The sequence below is a fragment of the Intrasporangium zincisolvens genome, from assembly GCF_034724055.1.
GTDB lineage: Bacteria > Actinomycetota > Actinomycetes > Actinomycetales > Dermatophilaceae > Monashia > Monashia zincisolvens.
Genome location: NZ_JAWIIL010000003.1, coordinates 21002 through 35963, shown reverse-complemented (window position 1 = coordinate 35963; position 14962 = coordinate 21002). Strand labels below are relative to the sequence as shown.

Here is a 14962-nt window from a genome sequence, read left to right as displayed (position 1 = left end):
CTCGTCGGTGTCGTTCTCCCCCGGTCCGGCCCTCACCCGCCCGACGCTACGCCACGGACGCGTCGTGCCCCGCGACCGGGAGGCAGGCGTCGACGTCGCGCAGCCGCGAGCCGTCACGGGTCCACACCCACGTGCCGTCCGCCTCCCGCCGGGCCACCTGGGTGCGCACCGTGCCGTCGGGCCACGTCGAGGTCGTCATCGCGAGCGTCCCGGACACGACGGCCCGGGTCGAGGCGGCACCGAGCGCGGTGTCGACGAGGGCCCCGGCGTCGAGCGCCGCCGCGTAGGCGGACCGGACGGCGTCGCGCCCTGCGGCCTCACGTCCGTGCGGCAGGCTGACGACCGCGTCAGGCGCGTGCAGGGCCGCCACGGCGTCGAGGTCGGCGGACGCGACGGCGGCGGCGAGAAGGGCCTCGAGGTCCTCCGGCGCGTGGGCTGCGGGGCGGGTCGTCGTCATGGGACCACCGTGGCACCGACCACCGACAGCCTGTCTCCACGCGAACTTCGCGAATGTGCGCACTTCGGGCACCGGTCGCGGATCTGCGGTGTTCAATGGGCACCATGCCTGATCGCCCCCTCCACGTCACCTTCGTGTGCAGTGGCAACATCTGCAGGTCGCCGATGGGGCACGTGATCCTCCAGTCCCTCGTCAGCGACGCCGGCCTCGGGCACGACATCCGGGTCACATCGAGCGGCACCGGCGACTGGCACGTCGGCGAGCACGCCGACCCGCGCACCGTCTCGGTGCTCGCCGAGCACGGCTACGACGGCTCGCGCCACCGCGCCCGGGAGTTCGACCCGGAGGAGTTCGACGACATCGACCTCGTGCTGGCCTCCGACGAAGGACACGTTCGCACGCTCCAGCGACTGGCCCGCACCCCGTCCAACCGCCGCAAGATCCGGCTCGTGCGCGAGTTCGACCCGGCCGCCGTCGAGGCGGGCACCCTCGAGACGAGCGACCCCTGGTACGGGGGCGAGGACCACTTCGCCAGGTGCTTCAGCGAGGTCGAGGCCGCATGTCATGGCATCCTCGACCACGTCAGGGATGCGCTGGACGTCCAGCGCACCCCTCCCCTCCCCTGACCTGAGCGAGACCTGAGCCCCACCGTGCCCGATTACCCCTACGGGTCCCCCTGCTGGCTGGACCTGCTGACGACCGACGTGCCCCGCGCCAAGCAGTTCTACGCCGACCTCTTCGGCTGGACGTGGCTGAGCGGCGACGCCGCCACCGGCGGCTACACCATGGCGCTGCTCGGCGGCCATCCCGTTGCCGGCCTGAGCCGCAAACCGGCGAACGCCCCCGTGGCGAGCCAGTGGACGACCTACCTGCGCGTCGGCGACATCGACGCCGCGGCGACGGCCGTGCGCGCCCACGGCGGACGCGTCCTCGGCCGGCCGGTGTCCATCGGCGCCCTGGCCCGCACGCTCGTGGCCGTCGACCCGGGCGGCGCGTACTTCGGCGTCTGGGAGCCCGGCGACCTGCCCGGGTCCGGCGTCCTCGACGAGCCCGGCTCGCTGACGTGGAACGAGCTGCTGACCCGCGACTACGACCGCGTGCAGCACTTCCAGCTCGGCGTCTTCGGCCACGACTTCACCGACGAGACCGAGCCCGGCGGCCCCCGGTGGGCCACGGCCCACACCGGCGACGGCAACCCGGCCTACGGCCTGTCCGAGATCGACGGCGAGTGGCCGGCCGAGATCCCGCCGCACTGGGTGGCCTCGTTCGCGACCCACAACGTCGTGTCGTCCATGGCCCGCGCGCTCGACCTGGGTGCGACGCTGCTGCAGGGCCCGTTCGACGGTCCGTACGGCGTCGGGGCGGTGCTGGCGGGCCCGGAGGGCGAGGTCTTCTCGCTCCTCGTGCCCGACCTCGACTGAACGCGGGTACGAACTCCCTGCCACCCGGCCACCGACCGCAGGAGGAAGCACCGTGCCCGTCCACGAGGAGAGGTTCGCTCCCGGAACGCCCTGCTGGGCCGACGTCATGGTCGGTGACCTGCCCCGGGCCCGCGACTTCTACGGCGCGCTGTTCGGCTGGACCTTCGAGGACCTCCCGCCCGAGGCCGGCGGCTACGTCATGGCCAGCAAGGACGGCCACGTCGTGGCCGGGCTCATGGAGCGCGACGCGGGCGACCCGGGTCAGCGCGACGTGTGGACGGTGTACCTCGCGGCCGACGACGTCGACGCCACGGTGGAGGCCGCCCGCACCGCCGGGGGCGTCTTCTTCCTCGGCCCCATGGACGTGCTCGACGTGGGGCGCATCGCCGTCGGTGCCGACCCGGCGGGCGCGGCCTACGGGCTGTGGCAGTCGCGGTCGCACACCGGCACCGACCTCGTCGGCGAGCCGGGCTCGCTGTGCTGGGCCGAGTCGATGAGCCGCGACTACACGGCCAGCCAGGCCTTCTACTCCGACGTGCTCGGCTTCCTCCTCGAGGAGATCGGCGAGGGCGGGTTCAGCTACTCGGTGGCCACGCTCGCCGACGGCGGCGCACCCGTCGCCGGCATCGGCGCCATCCCGGCCGAGGCGCCAGCCGACGTGCCGTCGCACTGGATGACCTACTTCGCCGTCCCCGACGCCGACGCCGCGGCCGACCGCGTCACGAGCCTCGGCGGAACGGTCGTCCAGTCGCCGTTCGACACCCCGTACGGCCGGATGGCCGTCGTGGCCGGCGCGCAGGGAGAGACGTTCTCGGTCATGCAGCTGCCCGACGCGTCCGCCACCACTGACGCGTCCGCCACCACTGACGCGTCCGCCACCACTGACGCGTCCGCCACCACCGACGCGTCCGGGCCCGACGCGTCCGGCGCCGACGCGTCGGTCGGCTGAGCCGGCGTCCGGGGGCGCCTGAGACGGCGGACGGGGCACCTCCGCGGCTCTGGGAGGATGTGGGCCATGGCTTCCCTCGCTGACGCGACCCCGCCCATCGCCCTCGGCGCGCTCGACGGCCGCTACCGCGGCGCGGTCGCACCGCTCGTCGACCACCTGTCCGAGGCCGCGCTCAACCGTCAGCGCGTCCACGTCGAGGTCGAGTGGCTCATCCACCAGACGCGTCAGGGCGTCGTGCCGGGCGTCCGCTCGCTGACCGACGACGAGGTGGCGGCGCTGCGCCAGGTCGTCGACGACTTCGGCACCGACGAGGTGGCCGAGCTCGGCGAGATCGAGCGGGTGACGGTGCACGACGTCAAGGCCGTCGAGTACTTCCTCAAGAAGCGCCTGTCCGAGATCGCCCCGGCCGAGGCCGACAAGGGCCTCGCCGAGCTGATCCACTTCGGCTGCACGAGCGAGGACATCAACAACCTCTCCTACGCCCTCATGGTCAAGGGCGCCGTCGAGCAGGTCTGGCTGCCCAGGGCGCGGGCGCTCGTCGACCAGGTGGCGACGATGGCGCGCGAGCTCAAGGACGTGCCGCTCCTCGCGCACACGCACGGCCAGCCGGCCACGCCGACGACGATGGGCAAGGAGCTCGCCGTCCTCGCTCACCGCCTCGGCCGCCAGCTGCGCCGCATCGGCGGGCAGGAGTACCTCGGCAAGTTCAACGGCGCCACGGGCACGTTCGGGGCGCACGCGCTGGCCCTGCCCGACGTCGACTGGCCGGCGGTCTCGCGCTCCTTCGTCGAGGGGCTCGGCCTCACGTGGAACCCGCTGACGACCCAGATCGAGAGCCACGACTGGCAGGCCGAGCTCTACGCCGACGTCGCCCGCTTCAACCGCATCCTGCACAACCTCTGCACCGATGTGTGGACCTACATCTCGATGGGCTACTTCGCCCAGGTCCGCGGCCAGGGCACGGTCGGCAGCTCGACGATGCCGCACAAGGTCAACCCGATCCGCTTCGAGAACGCCGAGGCCAACCTCGAGGTGAGCAACGCGCTGCTCGACGTGCTCGGCGGCACCCTGGTGCAGAGCCGCCTGCAGCGCGACCTCACCGACTCCTCGATGCAGCGCAACATCGGCACGGCGTTCGGGCACAGCCTGCTCGCCATCGACAACGTGTCGCGAGGACTGGCCGGTCTCGACGCCGTGCCCGAGCGCATGGCCGCCGATCTCGAGGCCAACTGGGAGGTGCTCGGCGAGCCGATCCAGTCGGCGATGAGGGCCCTTGGCGCACAGGGGGTTCCGGGCATGGAGGAGCCGTACGAACGACTCAAGGAGCTGACCCGCGGACGTCGCATCGGTGGTGACGAGGTGCGCGAGTTCGTCCGCGGCCTCGGCCTGCCCGCCGACGTCGAGGCCCGCTTCGTGGCCCTGACCCCGCAGACCTACACCGCCCTCGCGAGCCGCCTCGTCGACGACTACCTCCCCTGACCCGCCCCACCCCGCAACACACCGAGTAGTTGCCAAGTCCGGTTGGAATATCCCGGACGGGTTGGCGACTACTCGGTGTGTTGCGGCTTCGGTGGCGGGCCGACCCAGGGCTCAGGGGGTGGTGGTGCCGCGGAAGGTGCGCAGGCGCTGGCTGTTCGTCACGACGAAGACCGACGAGAAGGCCATCGCCGCACCGGCGAGCATCGGGTTGAGCAGTCCCGCCGCCGCGAGCGGCAGGGCGGCGACGTTGTAGGCGAAGGCCCAGAAGAGGTTGCCCCGGATCGTCGCGAGGGTCCGCCGAGACAGGCGGATCGCGTCGGCCGCCACCCGCAGGTCGCCGCGCACGAGGGTGAGGTCGCTCGCCTCGATCGCGACATCGGTGCCGGTGCCCATCGCCAGGCCGAGGTCGGCCCGGGCCAGCGCGGCCGCGTCGTTGACGCCGTCGCCGACCATCGCGACGACGCGTCCCTCGCCCTGCAGACGGGTCACGACCGCCACCTTGTCGGCAGGCAGCACCTCGGCGACGACGTCGTCCGGGGCGATCCCGACCTCGGCGGCCACGGCCCTCGCCGTCGCGGCGTTGTCACCGGTGAGCAGCACGGGCCGCAGGCCGAGACCGCGCAGCTGCGAGATCGCCTCTGCCGACGTCGGTTTCACCGCGTCGGCCACGACGACCACGCCACGCGCCGCACCGTCCCACGCGACGACGACGGCGGTGCCGCCCGACTCCTCGGCCCGGCGCAGCGCGTCGGTCAGCTCGTCCGGCGCGCTGACGGCCCAGTCGGCGACGAACGACGCGCGTCCGACGACGACGGCCCGCGGCCCGTCGGTGCCAGCTGCGTCGGCGACGACGCCCTGGACGCCGAGACCGTCCGTGCTCGCGAAGCCCGTGACGGGCGGCAGCACGTCGGTCCCGAGCCGCTCCCGGGCCCCTGACGCGACGGCCCGCGCGATCGGGTGCTCCGACGCGTCCTCCACCGCTCCCGCGAGCCGCAGCACGTCGTCGGCCGACTCGCCCGTGGCCGGCACGACGTCGCGCAGCCGCATCTGGCCGGTCGTGACGGTGCCTGTCTTGTCGAGCACGACGGTGTCGACGCGTCGGGTGGACTCGAGCACCTCCGGGCCCTTGATGAGGATGCCGAGCTGGGCGCCGCGGCCGGTGCCGACCATGAGCGCCGTCGGCGTCGCGAGCCCGAGGGCGCACGGGCAGGCGATGATGAGCACCGCCACGGCGGCCGTGAACGCCGCGACCGCGCCACCTCCCGTGCCGAGCCAGAACCCGAGGGTGGCCACGGCCAGCGTGATGACGACCGGCACGAAGATGCCGGACACGCGGTCGGCGAGCCGCTGCACCTGCGCCTTGCCGTTCTGGGCGTCCTCGACGAGCCGCGCCATCTGCGCGAGCTGCGTGTCGGAGCCGACGCGCGTGGCCCGCACGACGAGCCGCCCGCCGGCGTTGACCGTGGCACCGACGACGGCGTCGCCGGGGCCGACCTCGACCGGCACCGACTCACCCGTCAGCATCGACGCGTCGACGGCCGACGTGCCGTCCTCGACGACGCCGTCGGTGGCGACCTTCTCGCCGGGCCGGACGACGAACCGCGTTCCCGCCGTGAGGGATCCGACCGGCACCCGCTCCTCGAGCTCACGCCCGTCGGGCCCGGCGCGCAGGACCGCGACGTCCTTGGCGCCCATCTCGAGCAGCGCCCGCAACGCGGCCCCGGCCCGGCGTTTCGACCGCGCCTCGACGAACCGCCCGGCGAGCAGGAAGGTCGTGACGCCGGCGGCCACCTCGAGGTAGAGGTTGCCCGACGCGTCGGTGCGGGCGACGGTCAGCTCGAACGGGTGCACCATGCCGGGCACGCCCGCCTCGCCGAGGAACAAGGCCCACAGCGACCAGCCGAAGGCCGAGAGCGTGCCCATCGACACGAGCGTGTCCATCGTCGTGGTGCCGTGGCGCAGGTTGGTCCACGCGGCCCGGTGGAACGGCCATGCACCCCAGACGACGACGGGGGCGGCAAGCGTCAGGGTCAGCCACTGCCAGTACGTGAACTGCAGGGCCGGCACCATCGACAGCGCGATGACCGGCACCGTCAGCACGACCGCCCCGACGAGGCGCTGCCGCAGCGAGCGCAGGTGCTCGGCCTGCGGGTCGCCACCCGCCGGCACCGCGTCGACCGGCGCGTCGGCGGCCGGCGGCACGGGCACGGCGGCGCCGTAGCCCGCCTGCTCGACGGTGCGGACGAGGTCGTCGTCGCCGAGACCGCCGAGCCCGACAGGCACGGTGACGCGGGCCTTCTCGGTGGCGTAGTTGACCGTGGCGGTGACGCCGGCGAGCTTGCCCAGCTTGCGCTCGATCCGGTTCGCGCACGACGCGCACGTCATGCCGGTGATGTCGAGCTCGACGGTGCGGGACGCGTCGGCGAGGCCGAGCACGTCGGGCGTGCTGGACAGGCCGCGCGGGTCAGTGGCCGTGGCCATCGGAGCCTCCTGCGTCGGTGGTGGTGATGGTGGGGGTCATGGACGGACGCGGCGACGTCGCGACGGGGGCATCGGACGCGTCGGACGCGTCGGACGCGTCGGACGCCGTGACGACGAACGCGGCGGTGCGCACGACGCCCTCGTGCCGGAAGTCGAGGTAGAGGTGGTAGCCGCCGGCGCTCGGCACTGCGGCGTGGAAGACGACGTCCGGGCCGGCCGGGGTGCGGCCGTCGCCGGGCTCTCCGTCGGGGTGGACGTGGAGGTAGGCGAGGTCGCCGTCGCGCAGGGCGACGAGGTGGCCGTAGGCGCCGAGGTAGGGGTCGAGGTCGGTGACGGGGCGCCCGTCCTTGCTGACGCGCAGCGCGAGACGCGCGTCGCGCCCGGCCACGAGGTCGCCGGAGAGCGTCACGGTGTAGCCGTCGACGTGCGCCGTGCGGAGCTCGCCGGATGCCGGGGCCGGGATGAAGGAACCGGCGACGGCGAGGTCGGCCCCGAGGGTCAGCGCCCCACCGCCGGTGGCCTTGAAGTCGGCGAAGAGCCGCCACGAGCCCGGGGTCAGGTCCAGGCGCGTCGACCACGTGCCGTCGGCGGCCAGCGTGGGGTGCACGTGCTGGAAGCCCGTCTGGTCGCGGCGCACCGCGATCAGGTGCAGCTGCTTCTCGTGCTGCACGTCGTAGGCGGTCACGGCACGACCACCCGGACCGGCGATCGTGAACGTCACCGGCACGTCGTGCCCCGCCGCGGAGGTGGCGGACGTGAGCCGCAGGGCGTAGCCGTCCCGGGCCACGGCGAGACCGCCCGGCAGCGAGGCCGCACCCGACGCCGGCGCACCGTCGTCACCCGACGCGTCGTGCCCGCCGTGCCCGCCCTTCCCGCCTTGGCCGTCAGCCGCATGGGCGTCGCCGTCGTGCCCGGAGGCGGCTGCGACCGGAGCGTCCGGACCGGCGACCGCACCGACCCCGAGCGCCGCCGCGAAGACTGCCGCGAGCCCCAGGACGAACCCGGCGACGCGGCCGGCCGTCCCGACGCGGTCGAACAGCCCGACGACGCTCATGACGCCACCGCATCGAGTGTGTAGCCCGCCTCCTCGACGGCGGCCCGGACGGCCGGCTCGTCGACGGAGGCGTCGGCAGTCACGGTGAGCGCGCCGGTGGAGAGGTCGACGTCGACCATCTGGACGCCGACGATCGCCCCGACCTCCTCGGAGACGGACGAGACGCAGTGGCCGCAGGTCATGCCGACGACGGTGTAGGTGGTGGTCCGGGTCATGGGAGTGCCTCTCTCGTCCGATGGTTCGATACCCATGGGGGGTATCTCATCGCCACCATAACCCATCGGATCCCATACCCGCTAGGGGTATGTATCAACGGCCGCCCCAGCGCGGCTCCTGCACCGCACCGTCGGCGCGGGCTACCGTGCTGAGGCATGGCACGTCCGCGGAAGGCCCGCCTCGCCGACATCGACGCGATCGCCCTCGCCCTGCCCGAGGTGACGCGCGAGCCCTCCGACGGCGAGCGCCCTGCGTACGCCGTGGGCGGCAAGACGTTCGCCTTCGCCCGCGGTCCCCGCAAGGACGCCTTCGACCCCGACACCGGCGAGCCCTACACCGACGTCCTCGCCTTCCGCTGCACGGCCGAGGACAAGGAGGCGATGGTCGCCGACGTCGACTCCCCGTGGTTCACCACGCCGCACTGGAACGGCTACAACGCCGTCCTGCTGCTCGAGCGCGACCTCGGCCGGCTCACCGTCGACGAGCTGCGGGAGGTGCTGACCGACGCCTGGCTCGGCCGCGCCCCCAAGCGTCTCGCCGCCGCCTTCCTCGACGGAGCGACGTGACGCGGCGACCGATGACCGGAAATACCCCTCCGGGGTACCATGTTCTCGAGAGCGAGGAGGTGACCCCGTGCCCGGATACACCGGAAGCAAGGACGACTACCTGAAGCGGCTGCGCCGCATCGAGGGGCAGGTGCGCGGCATCCAGAAGATGGTCGACAGCGACACGTACTGCATCGACATCCTGACCCAGGTCAGCGCCGTGACCAAGGCGCTGCAGGCCGTCAGCCTCGGCCTGCTCGAGGACCACGTCGGCCACTGCGTCGTCGACGCCGCCCGCGAGTCCGACGAGGCCGCCCAGGAGAAGGTCCGCGAGGCCGCCGACGCCATCGCGCGCCTCGTCCGCAGCTGACCCCGCCCGAACCACCCGAACGACCTGAAAACCCTGAAGCAGGAGACGAACCCACGATGAGCCAGACCGTCACGACCATCACCGTGTCGGGCATGACGTGCGGCCACTGCGTCGCCAGCGTCACCGAGGAGCTGTCTGAGGTGCCCGGCGTCAGCGCCGTCGACGTCGACCTCCACGCCGGCTCCGACTCCCCCGTCACGATCACGAGCGAGGCACCCCTCGACCCGGCCGCCGTCGAGGCCGCCGTCGCCGAGGCGGGGTACACGCTGCGGTGAGGCAGTGAGGGAGACAGCCAGCCGATGAGCAGCCGATGAGCAGCCGATGAGCAGCCGATGAGCACCGACGAGCGCCAGTCGCCTTCGCGGTCGCCGCGACCCGACCAGGTCCGCCTCGCGATCAGCGGGATGACGTGCGCGTCGTGCTCGGCGCGCATCGAGCGCAAGCTGGGTCGGCTCGAGGGCATCGAGTCGGCCACGGTCAACCTCGCCACCGAGAAGGCGTACGTCACCTACGCCGCCCCGCTCACCGTCGCCGACATCGTCGCGGAGGTCGAGAAGACGGGGTACGGCGCCCGCGTCATCGGCCCCGACGCGTCGCGCGCTCACCGCACCGACGCATCCCGCACCGACGCATCCCGCACCGACGCATCCCGCACCGACGCATCCCGCACCGACGCATCCCGCACCGACGCGTCCCGCGCGCCCCACGCGTCGGCCCCATCCCGCGCGGCTGGTGCGACCGACGTCTCCTCCTCCCCCGACATCCCCCGCCCGGTCGCCGGCGCCCTGCTCGAGAAGCTGCGCTCCCGGGAGGAGGCGCGCCACGCGCCCGAGGCCCACGCCGCATCGGGCGCCGAGCACCTCGACCACCTCGACCACGCGCCCGCGACCGCCGCCATCCGCCCGCGCCTCCTCGGGGCCGCGCTGCTCACCGTGCCGGTGTTCCTCCTCGCGATGCTGGCACCCGAGCCGGCATGGAGCCGCTGGCTGCAGCTGCTCCTGTCGACGCCCGTCGTCCTGTGGAGCGCATGGCCGTTCCACCGCGCCGCCGCCGTCAACGCCCGCCACCTGGCCTCGACGATGGACACCCTCGTCTCGCTCGGCGTGCTCGCCGCGTGGTCCTACTCCGTCGTCGCCCTCCTCGCCGGCGGAGAGAACCTCTACTTCGAGGTCGCCGCCGTCGTCACGACGTTCCTGCTCACCGGGCGCTTCCTCGAGGCCCGCGCCAAGGACTCCGGCCGGCAGGCGCTGACGACGCTGCTGCGCGTCGGCGCGCGTGACGCGTCCGTCCTGCGCATCGACCCGACGACCCGCACGACGAGCGAGACCCGCGTCCGCGTCGACCAGCTCGCCGTCGGCGACCAGATCATCGTGCGGCCGGGCGAGAAGATCGCCACCGACGGCGTCGTGCTCGACGGGTCGAGCGCCGTCGACGCCAGCCTCGTCACCGGCGAGTCGACCCCGGTCGACGTCGGCCCGGGCAGCGAGGTGACGGGCGGGTCGGTCAACACCACCGGGCGCATCGTCGTGGAGGCCCGACGCGTCGGCGCCGACACGATGCTCGCCGGCATCCAGCGGCTCGTCGAGGACGCCCAGACCGGCAAGGCGCGCGTTCAGCACCTCGCCGACCGCGTGTCGGCGGTCTTCGTCCCGGTCGTGCTCGTCGTGGCCCTCGCGACGCTCGTCGGGTGGCTGCTCACCGGCCACGACGTCGGGCGCTCGCTCGGGGTCGCCGTGACGGTCCTCATCATCGCCTGCCCGTGCGCGCTCGGCCTCGCGACGCCGACGGCCCTGCTCGTCGGCACCGGCCGCGGCGCCCAGCTCGGCACGCTCATCAAGGGCCCCGAGGTGCTCGAGTCCACCCGACGCGTCGACACCGTCGTGCTCGACAAGACCGGCACCGTCACGACGGGCCGGCTGCGGCTGCGCAGCATCGCCGTGCGCGGGCGGCTGTCGAAGAAGGCCGCGCTCGTCGCCGCCGCGGCCGTCGAGCAGGGCAGCGAGCACCCCATCGCCGAGGCGATCGTCGCCGGCGCCCGGCTGGCCCAGCTCGACCTGCCGCGCATCACCGACTTCGGCGCGAACCCCGGCGAGGGCGCCACGGCCCGCATCAAGGACACCGAGGTGACCGTCGGCAAGGCGCTGCTCTTCGAGGAGGTGGACCCGGCCCTCGTCGAGCACGCCGCCCGGCACGCGGGCACGACGGTCTACGTCGGGTGGGACGGCGTCGCGCAGGCCGCCCTCACCGTCGAGGACACCGTCCGCGACACCTCACCCGCCGCGGTCGCCCGGCTCCGCGCGCTCGGCCTCACCCCGTACCTGCTCACGGGCGACAGCGCCGCCAACGCCCGCAGCGTCGCCGAGCAGGTCGGCATCGACCCCTCGCACGTGCGCGCCGACGTGCTGCCCGCCGACAAGCACGACGTCGTCACCTCGCTCCAGCGCGAGGGCAAGGTCGTCGCGATGGTCGGCGACGGCATCAACGACGCGGCGGCCCTCGCGCAGTCCGACCTCGGCCTGGCCATGGGCACCGGCACCGACGTCGCCATGGACTCGGCCGACATCGTCCTCGTGCGGCCCGACCTGTCGGCCGTCGGCGACGCGATCGGGCTCTCCCGGGCCACCCTGCGCGTCGTCAAGCAGAACCTCGCGTGGGCGTTCGGCTACAACGTCGCGGCGATCCCGCTCGCCGCCTTCGGGCTGCTGAACCCGATGATCGCCGGCGCCGCCATGGCGCTGTCCTCGGTCCTCGTCGTCAGCAACTCCCTGCGCCTGCGCCGCTTCGGCCGCTGACCGCGCGCCACCCGAGGGCACCCCGTCGAGAGGCCACGTTCGGCTGCCCGGGCATGACGAGAGGCCACCGTCCGCCGTGCGGATGGTGGCCTCTCGTGCGATGCGAGCCGAACGCGTCGGGTCAGATGGTGACCTTGCCGTTCGGGGTGTCGAAGGTGACCGAGAGCAGCCCCGGCGTGCCGTGCGGCGCGACGAAGGTGAAGTCGATGCCGCCCTTGTCGAAGGTGTCCTCCGGGCCGAGCCACTCGCGCACGCGCTTGGGGTCGCCGGCGATCTGGAGGTTGTCGATGGAGACCGAGGTGTCGGCGCCCGCGGACGGGTGCACCGTCATGTCGTCCCACTCGATGAAGTAGGGGACCTGCGGGTCGGCCATGAGGCCCTTGATGCCGAGCTGGCGCCACTTGAGCTCGGTGCCGTCGGGGCGGTGCCGGTTGCCCGGGACCGACTCGCGGCCGAGGCGCTTCTCGACGACGGCGATGTCGTCGACCGCGACGACCCAGCCGAGCCAGCCGCCGCCGGCCTCGGACGCGGCGCGGACGGCCTGGCCGAACGGGGCCTTGTCGGACGCCGGGTGGTCCAGGACCTCGACGACCTCGAGGTAGTGGTCCTTGGCCAGCGGGAAGATGATGTTGCGGGTGCCGAACCGGGGGTGGACGCCGCCGTCGACGGGCGTGACGCCGATGAGCGCGCTCAGCCGCTCGGCCGTGGCCTTGAGGCCACCCGCCTCGGCCGCGTAAGAGACGTGGTCAACTCGCATACAGAACATCGTGACACACCCAAAGGGGTGCTCTTGACCACCCCCTCCTTCGGCAGGTAGGGGCCCGACGAGCCGTTACGCAGGTTTCACACGGCCGTCACACGCGTACGCAGACCGGACGTCAGCGGGTGCGCTGGCGGACGGCTTCGTACAGCACGACGGCGGCCGCGACCGAGACGTTGAGGCTGTTGGCCCGGCCGTGCATCGGGATCCGGACGCGCACGTCTGCAGCCTCGAGCAGGGCGTCGTCCGCCCCGTGCTTCTCGCTGCCGACGGCGACGGCGACGCGTCCGGTGTAGTCCGCGTCGGTGTGCAGCAGGTCGGTCTCGGGCGTCGTGACGACGAGCCGCACGTCGTTGGCGCGCAGCCAGCCGACGACGTCGGCAGTCGGGGCGCTCGCGACCGGCACGGCGAAGACGGTGCCCTTGCTCGCGCGCACGACGTTGGGGTTGCCCCAGTCGGTGACGGGGTCGGCGGCCACGACGGCGTCGACGCCGGCCGCGTCGGCGGTGCGCAGCATCGCGCCGAGGTTGCCGGGCTTCTCGACGCCCTGGGACAGCAGCGTCAGGTGGTCGGGGCCCTCGACGCGCAGGTCGGCGAGCGGCCGCGCGACGGCGCCGACGACAGCGAGCAGCCCGTCGGGTCCCTCCCTGTAGGACACCTTCTCGAAGGCCGCCCTGCTCAGCCGCACGACCTCGACGCGGTCGTCGCGCAGCCGGTCGAGCAGCTCGGACTGGTGGCCGATGTGCTGCGAGCCGGCGACCCCTGCGGGGCTGAACAGCTCCTCGCAGACGTAGACCGACGCGGGCCGGACACCGGCCGACAGCGCCAGGCCGATCTCCTCGTAGCCCTCGACGAGGGTGCGGCCGGTCTCCTCGCGGGTCCGCCGGCGGCGCAGCCCGAGCAGGGACTTGAGACGCGGGTTGGACGGCGAAGTGATGACGAGGTCGTGACTGGGGTGGGCGCTGGGGTTCGGCATGGCTGGCCCAGCATCCCACCGCACGTCGGGTCAGTGGTGCAGGCGGGCGCCCTTGAGGATGCGGTCGACGCCGTTCTTCGGGCCGTGCAGGGCGAGCCCGACGAGGTCGAGCGACGCGGTGGGCACGGCTGCGACGGCGGCCCGGTTGGCGGCGTCGTGGCCGGTCGCGAACATGTCGCGCGTGTAGACGGCGAGGCGGGTGCCGCGTCGAAGCGCGCGCTCGTGGGCGGTGGTGAGGGTCTCGGCGGCGCCCTCGAAGACGAGCACCGGCATGCCGAGCAGCGGCAGGTAGGTCTGGCCGTCGGCGTCGGCGTACGGCTGTCCCACGAGGTCGGGGTTGGCCGCCGTGACGCCGCTGACGAGGAACGCCGTGACGTTGAGGCGCTGCCACGGCTCGAGGTCGTCGCGGACGAGGACCGCGACCTTCGTGGCGAACGGCGGCGTGAGCAGGTCTTCCATGGCCCCAGCGTGCACCTACCGGACGCGTCCGGTCTTGTACGTCGTTGACGCGCGGGGCCGCATTCGTCGGCCCGTCGGCCCGTCGGCCCGTCGGCCCCTCGACCGACGCGTCGGTCAGCGGCGGCGCTGGTAGCGCCCCGGCGTCGTGCCGAGGAAGGCCCGGAAGTGACGCGTCAGGTGGGCCTGGTCGTGGAAGCCGGTGGCGACGGCGACCGACGCGGCGGGCACGCCGTCGAGCAGGAGCCGCCGCGCGAGGTCGAGGCGCCGGCCGATGAGGTAGCGGTGCGGCGGCAGGCCGAACGCGGCCGCGAACGAGCGGACGAGGTGCGGCGTCGTGACCCCGAGCGCCGACGCGACGGCCCCGACGCCGGGGGTGCCGACGGGGTCGGCGTCGAGCAGCTCGCGGGCGCGGCGGGCCACGATGCGCGGGGTCGGGCCGGGCGCGTCCGGCGGCGTCGGCGTACCGGTGGTCAGGTGGCCGGTGAGTCGCTCGACGACGAGGGCGAGCCGGCTCTCGGCCTCGAGGTCCTCGCCGTCGACGAGCGACCGGTCCAGTCGCGAGACCGCCGTGCGCAGGGCGGCGTCCTCGACGAGCGGGCGGTCGACGGCGCGGCCGACGAGGTGCGCACCGAGCACGTCCTGCTCGAGGTAGACGACGCGCTTGCGGAAGCCGCGGTCGGTGACGGCGTGGCCGTCGTGGACGACGTGCGGCGGCAGCAGGGTGACGCCGGCCCGGACCGCGGTGTGGTCGTGGCGGTCGAGGTCGTAGCCGATGACGCCGTCGTCGACGACGAGCAGCGTCCACGTGTCGTGGGTGTGCGCCGGGTAGGCGTGGTCGTGCCAGTCGGCGTGGAACACCTCGGCGACGCCGGGCACGGCCGGACGCCACGCGACGGCCCGGTCGCGTGGCCGCTGGTCCGGCGCCGGCGTGACCCCCACGCGATGACGGTAGCCCCCGAACTCCCCGACCGTCGGTGCACCGACCTACCGTGGGACCGACCGG

General features: G+C 73.6%; 16 protein-coding genes. 8 read left to right on the top strand and 8 right to left on the bottom strand.

Translation table 11 applies throughout. The features are described from left to right. Nucleotides 1-46: 46 nt before the first annotated feature. The gene (locus RY076_RS08705; RefSeq protein ID WP_323097254.1) at nt 47-457 is read right to left on the bottom strand and encodes a nuclear transport factor 2 family protein; all 411 of its coding nucleotides are present in this window, start codon (nt 455-457) and stop codon (nt 47-49) included. A gap of 104 nt (nt 458-561) precedes the next feature. Between RY076_RS08705 and RY076_RS08700 the strand changes: the two genes are divergently transcribed. From RY076_RS08700 to purB, 4 genes are all read left to right on the top strand, one after another. After that, entirely contained in the window at nt 562-1083 is a 522-nt protein-coding gene (locus tag RY076_RS08700; protein WP_323097253.1) for a low molecular weight protein-tyrosine-phosphatase, read from the top strand. A 24-nt stretch (nt 1084-1107) separates the two neighbouring features. Then, a complete protein-coding gene (locus RY076_RS08695; protein WP_323097251.1) occupies nt 1108-1878 on the top strand; it encodes a VOC family protein in 771 nt (256 codons plus the stop codon). Nucleotides 1879-1930: 52 nt separating this feature from the next. Beyond that, on the top strand, nt 1931-2827 hold the full coding sequence (locus tag RY076_RS08690) for a VOC family protein (RefSeq protein WP_323097250.1): 897 nt from the start codon (nt 1931-1933) through the stop codon (nt 2825-2827). Between the two features lie 66 nt (nt 2828-2893). After that, complete coding sequence (gene purB / locus RY076_RS08685; protein WP_323097249.1) at nt 2894-4306, top strand: adenylosuccinate lyase; 1413 nt, start codon at nt 2894-2896, stop codon at nt 4304-4306. A 111-nt stretch (nt 4307-4417) separates the two neighbouring features. Here purB and RY076_RS08680 read toward each other — a convergent pair whose 3' ends face one another. Genes RY076_RS08680 through RY076_RS08670 form a run of 3 tightly spaced genes read right to left on the bottom strand, consistent with a single transcriptional unit; the run spans nt 4418 to nt 8056 of the window. Continuing rightward, complete coding sequence (locus RY076_RS08680) at nt 4418-6787, bottom strand: heavy metal translocating P-type ATPase (protein ID WP_323097248.1); 2370 nt, start codon at nt 6785-6787, stop codon at nt 4418-4420. Then, nucleotides 6771-7841: a hypothetical protein gene (locus RY076_RS08675; protein ID WP_323097247.1), complete on the bottom strand. Its 1071-nt coding sequence runs from the start codon at nt 7839-7841 to the stop codon at nt 6771-6773. The genes RY076_RS08680 and RY076_RS08675 overlap by 17 nt, the downstream gene beginning before the upstream one ends. Then, nucleotides 7838-8056 carry a heavy-metal-associated domain-containing protein gene (locus RY076_RS08670; protein ID WP_323097246.1) on the bottom strand — a complete coding sequence of 73 codons (219 nt, stop codon included), beginning with the start codon at nt 8054-8056 and terminating at the stop codon, nt 7838-7840. The genes RY076_RS08675 and RY076_RS08670 overlap by 4 nt, the downstream gene beginning before the upstream one ends. A 156-nt stretch (nt 8057-8212) precedes the next feature. Here RY076_RS08670 and RY076_RS08665 point away from each other — a divergent pair, with 156 nt between their 5' ends. From RY076_RS08665 to RY076_RS08650, 4 genes are all read left to right on the top strand, one after another. Continuing rightward, nucleotides 8213-8623, top strand: a complete 411-nt coding sequence (locus RY076_RS08665) for an MmcQ/YjbR family DNA-binding protein (protein ID WP_323097244.1) — start codon at nt 8213-8215, stop codon at nt 8621-8623. Between the two features lie 67 nt (nt 8624-8690). Next, complete coding sequence (locus RY076_RS08660) at nt 8691-8972, top strand: metal-sensitive transcriptional regulator (protein WP_076262306.1); 282 nt, start codon at nt 8691-8693, stop codon at nt 8970-8972. Between the two features lie 56 nt (nt 8973-9028). Beyond that, nucleotides 9029-9247, top strand: a complete 219-nt coding sequence (locus RY076_RS08655; protein WP_323097243.1) for a heavy-metal-associated domain-containing protein — start codon at nt 9029-9031, stop codon at nt 9245-9247. Between the two features lie 57 nt (nt 9248-9304). Continuing rightward, nucleotides 9305-11764 (top strand): heavy metal translocating P-type ATPase, encoded by a 2460-nt coding sequence (locus tag RY076_RS08650; RefSeq protein ID WP_323097242.1) that lies wholly within the window; start codon nt 9305-9307, stop codon nt 11762-11764. Nucleotides 11765-11885: 121 nt separating this feature from the next. Here the strand turns inward: RY076_RS08650 and RY076_RS08645 are convergent, their stop codons facing one another. The 4 genes from RY076_RS08645 to RY076_RS08630 all read right to left on the bottom strand — a co-directional run bounded on the left by RY076_RS08645 (nt 11886) and on the right by RY076_RS08630 (nt 14898). After that, nucleotides 11886-12521 (bottom strand): VOC family protein, encoded by a 636-nt coding sequence (locus RY076_RS08645; RefSeq protein ID WP_323097240.1) that lies wholly within the window; start codon nt 12519-12521, stop codon nt 11886-11888. A 121-nt stretch (nt 12522-12642) separates the two neighbouring features. After that, nucleotides 12643-13500 (bottom strand): RNA methyltransferase, encoded by an 858-nt coding sequence (locus RY076_RS08640; RefSeq protein WP_323097239.1) that lies wholly within the window; start codon nt 13498-13500, stop codon nt 12643-12645. Between the two features lie 30 nt (nt 13501-13530). After that, on the bottom strand, nt 13531-13959 hold the full coding sequence (locus RY076_RS08635) for a DUF2000 domain-containing protein (RefSeq protein ID WP_323097238.1): 429 nt from the start codon (nt 13957-13959) through the stop codon (nt 13531-13533). Nucleotides 13960-14073: 114 nt separating this feature from the next. Continuing rightward, nucleotides 14074-14898, bottom strand: coding sequence for an AraC family transcriptional regulator (locus RY076_RS08630; protein ID WP_323097236.1), 825 nt, complete (start codon nt 14896-14898; stop codon nt 14074-14076). Nucleotides 14899-14962: the final 64 nt, after the last annotated feature.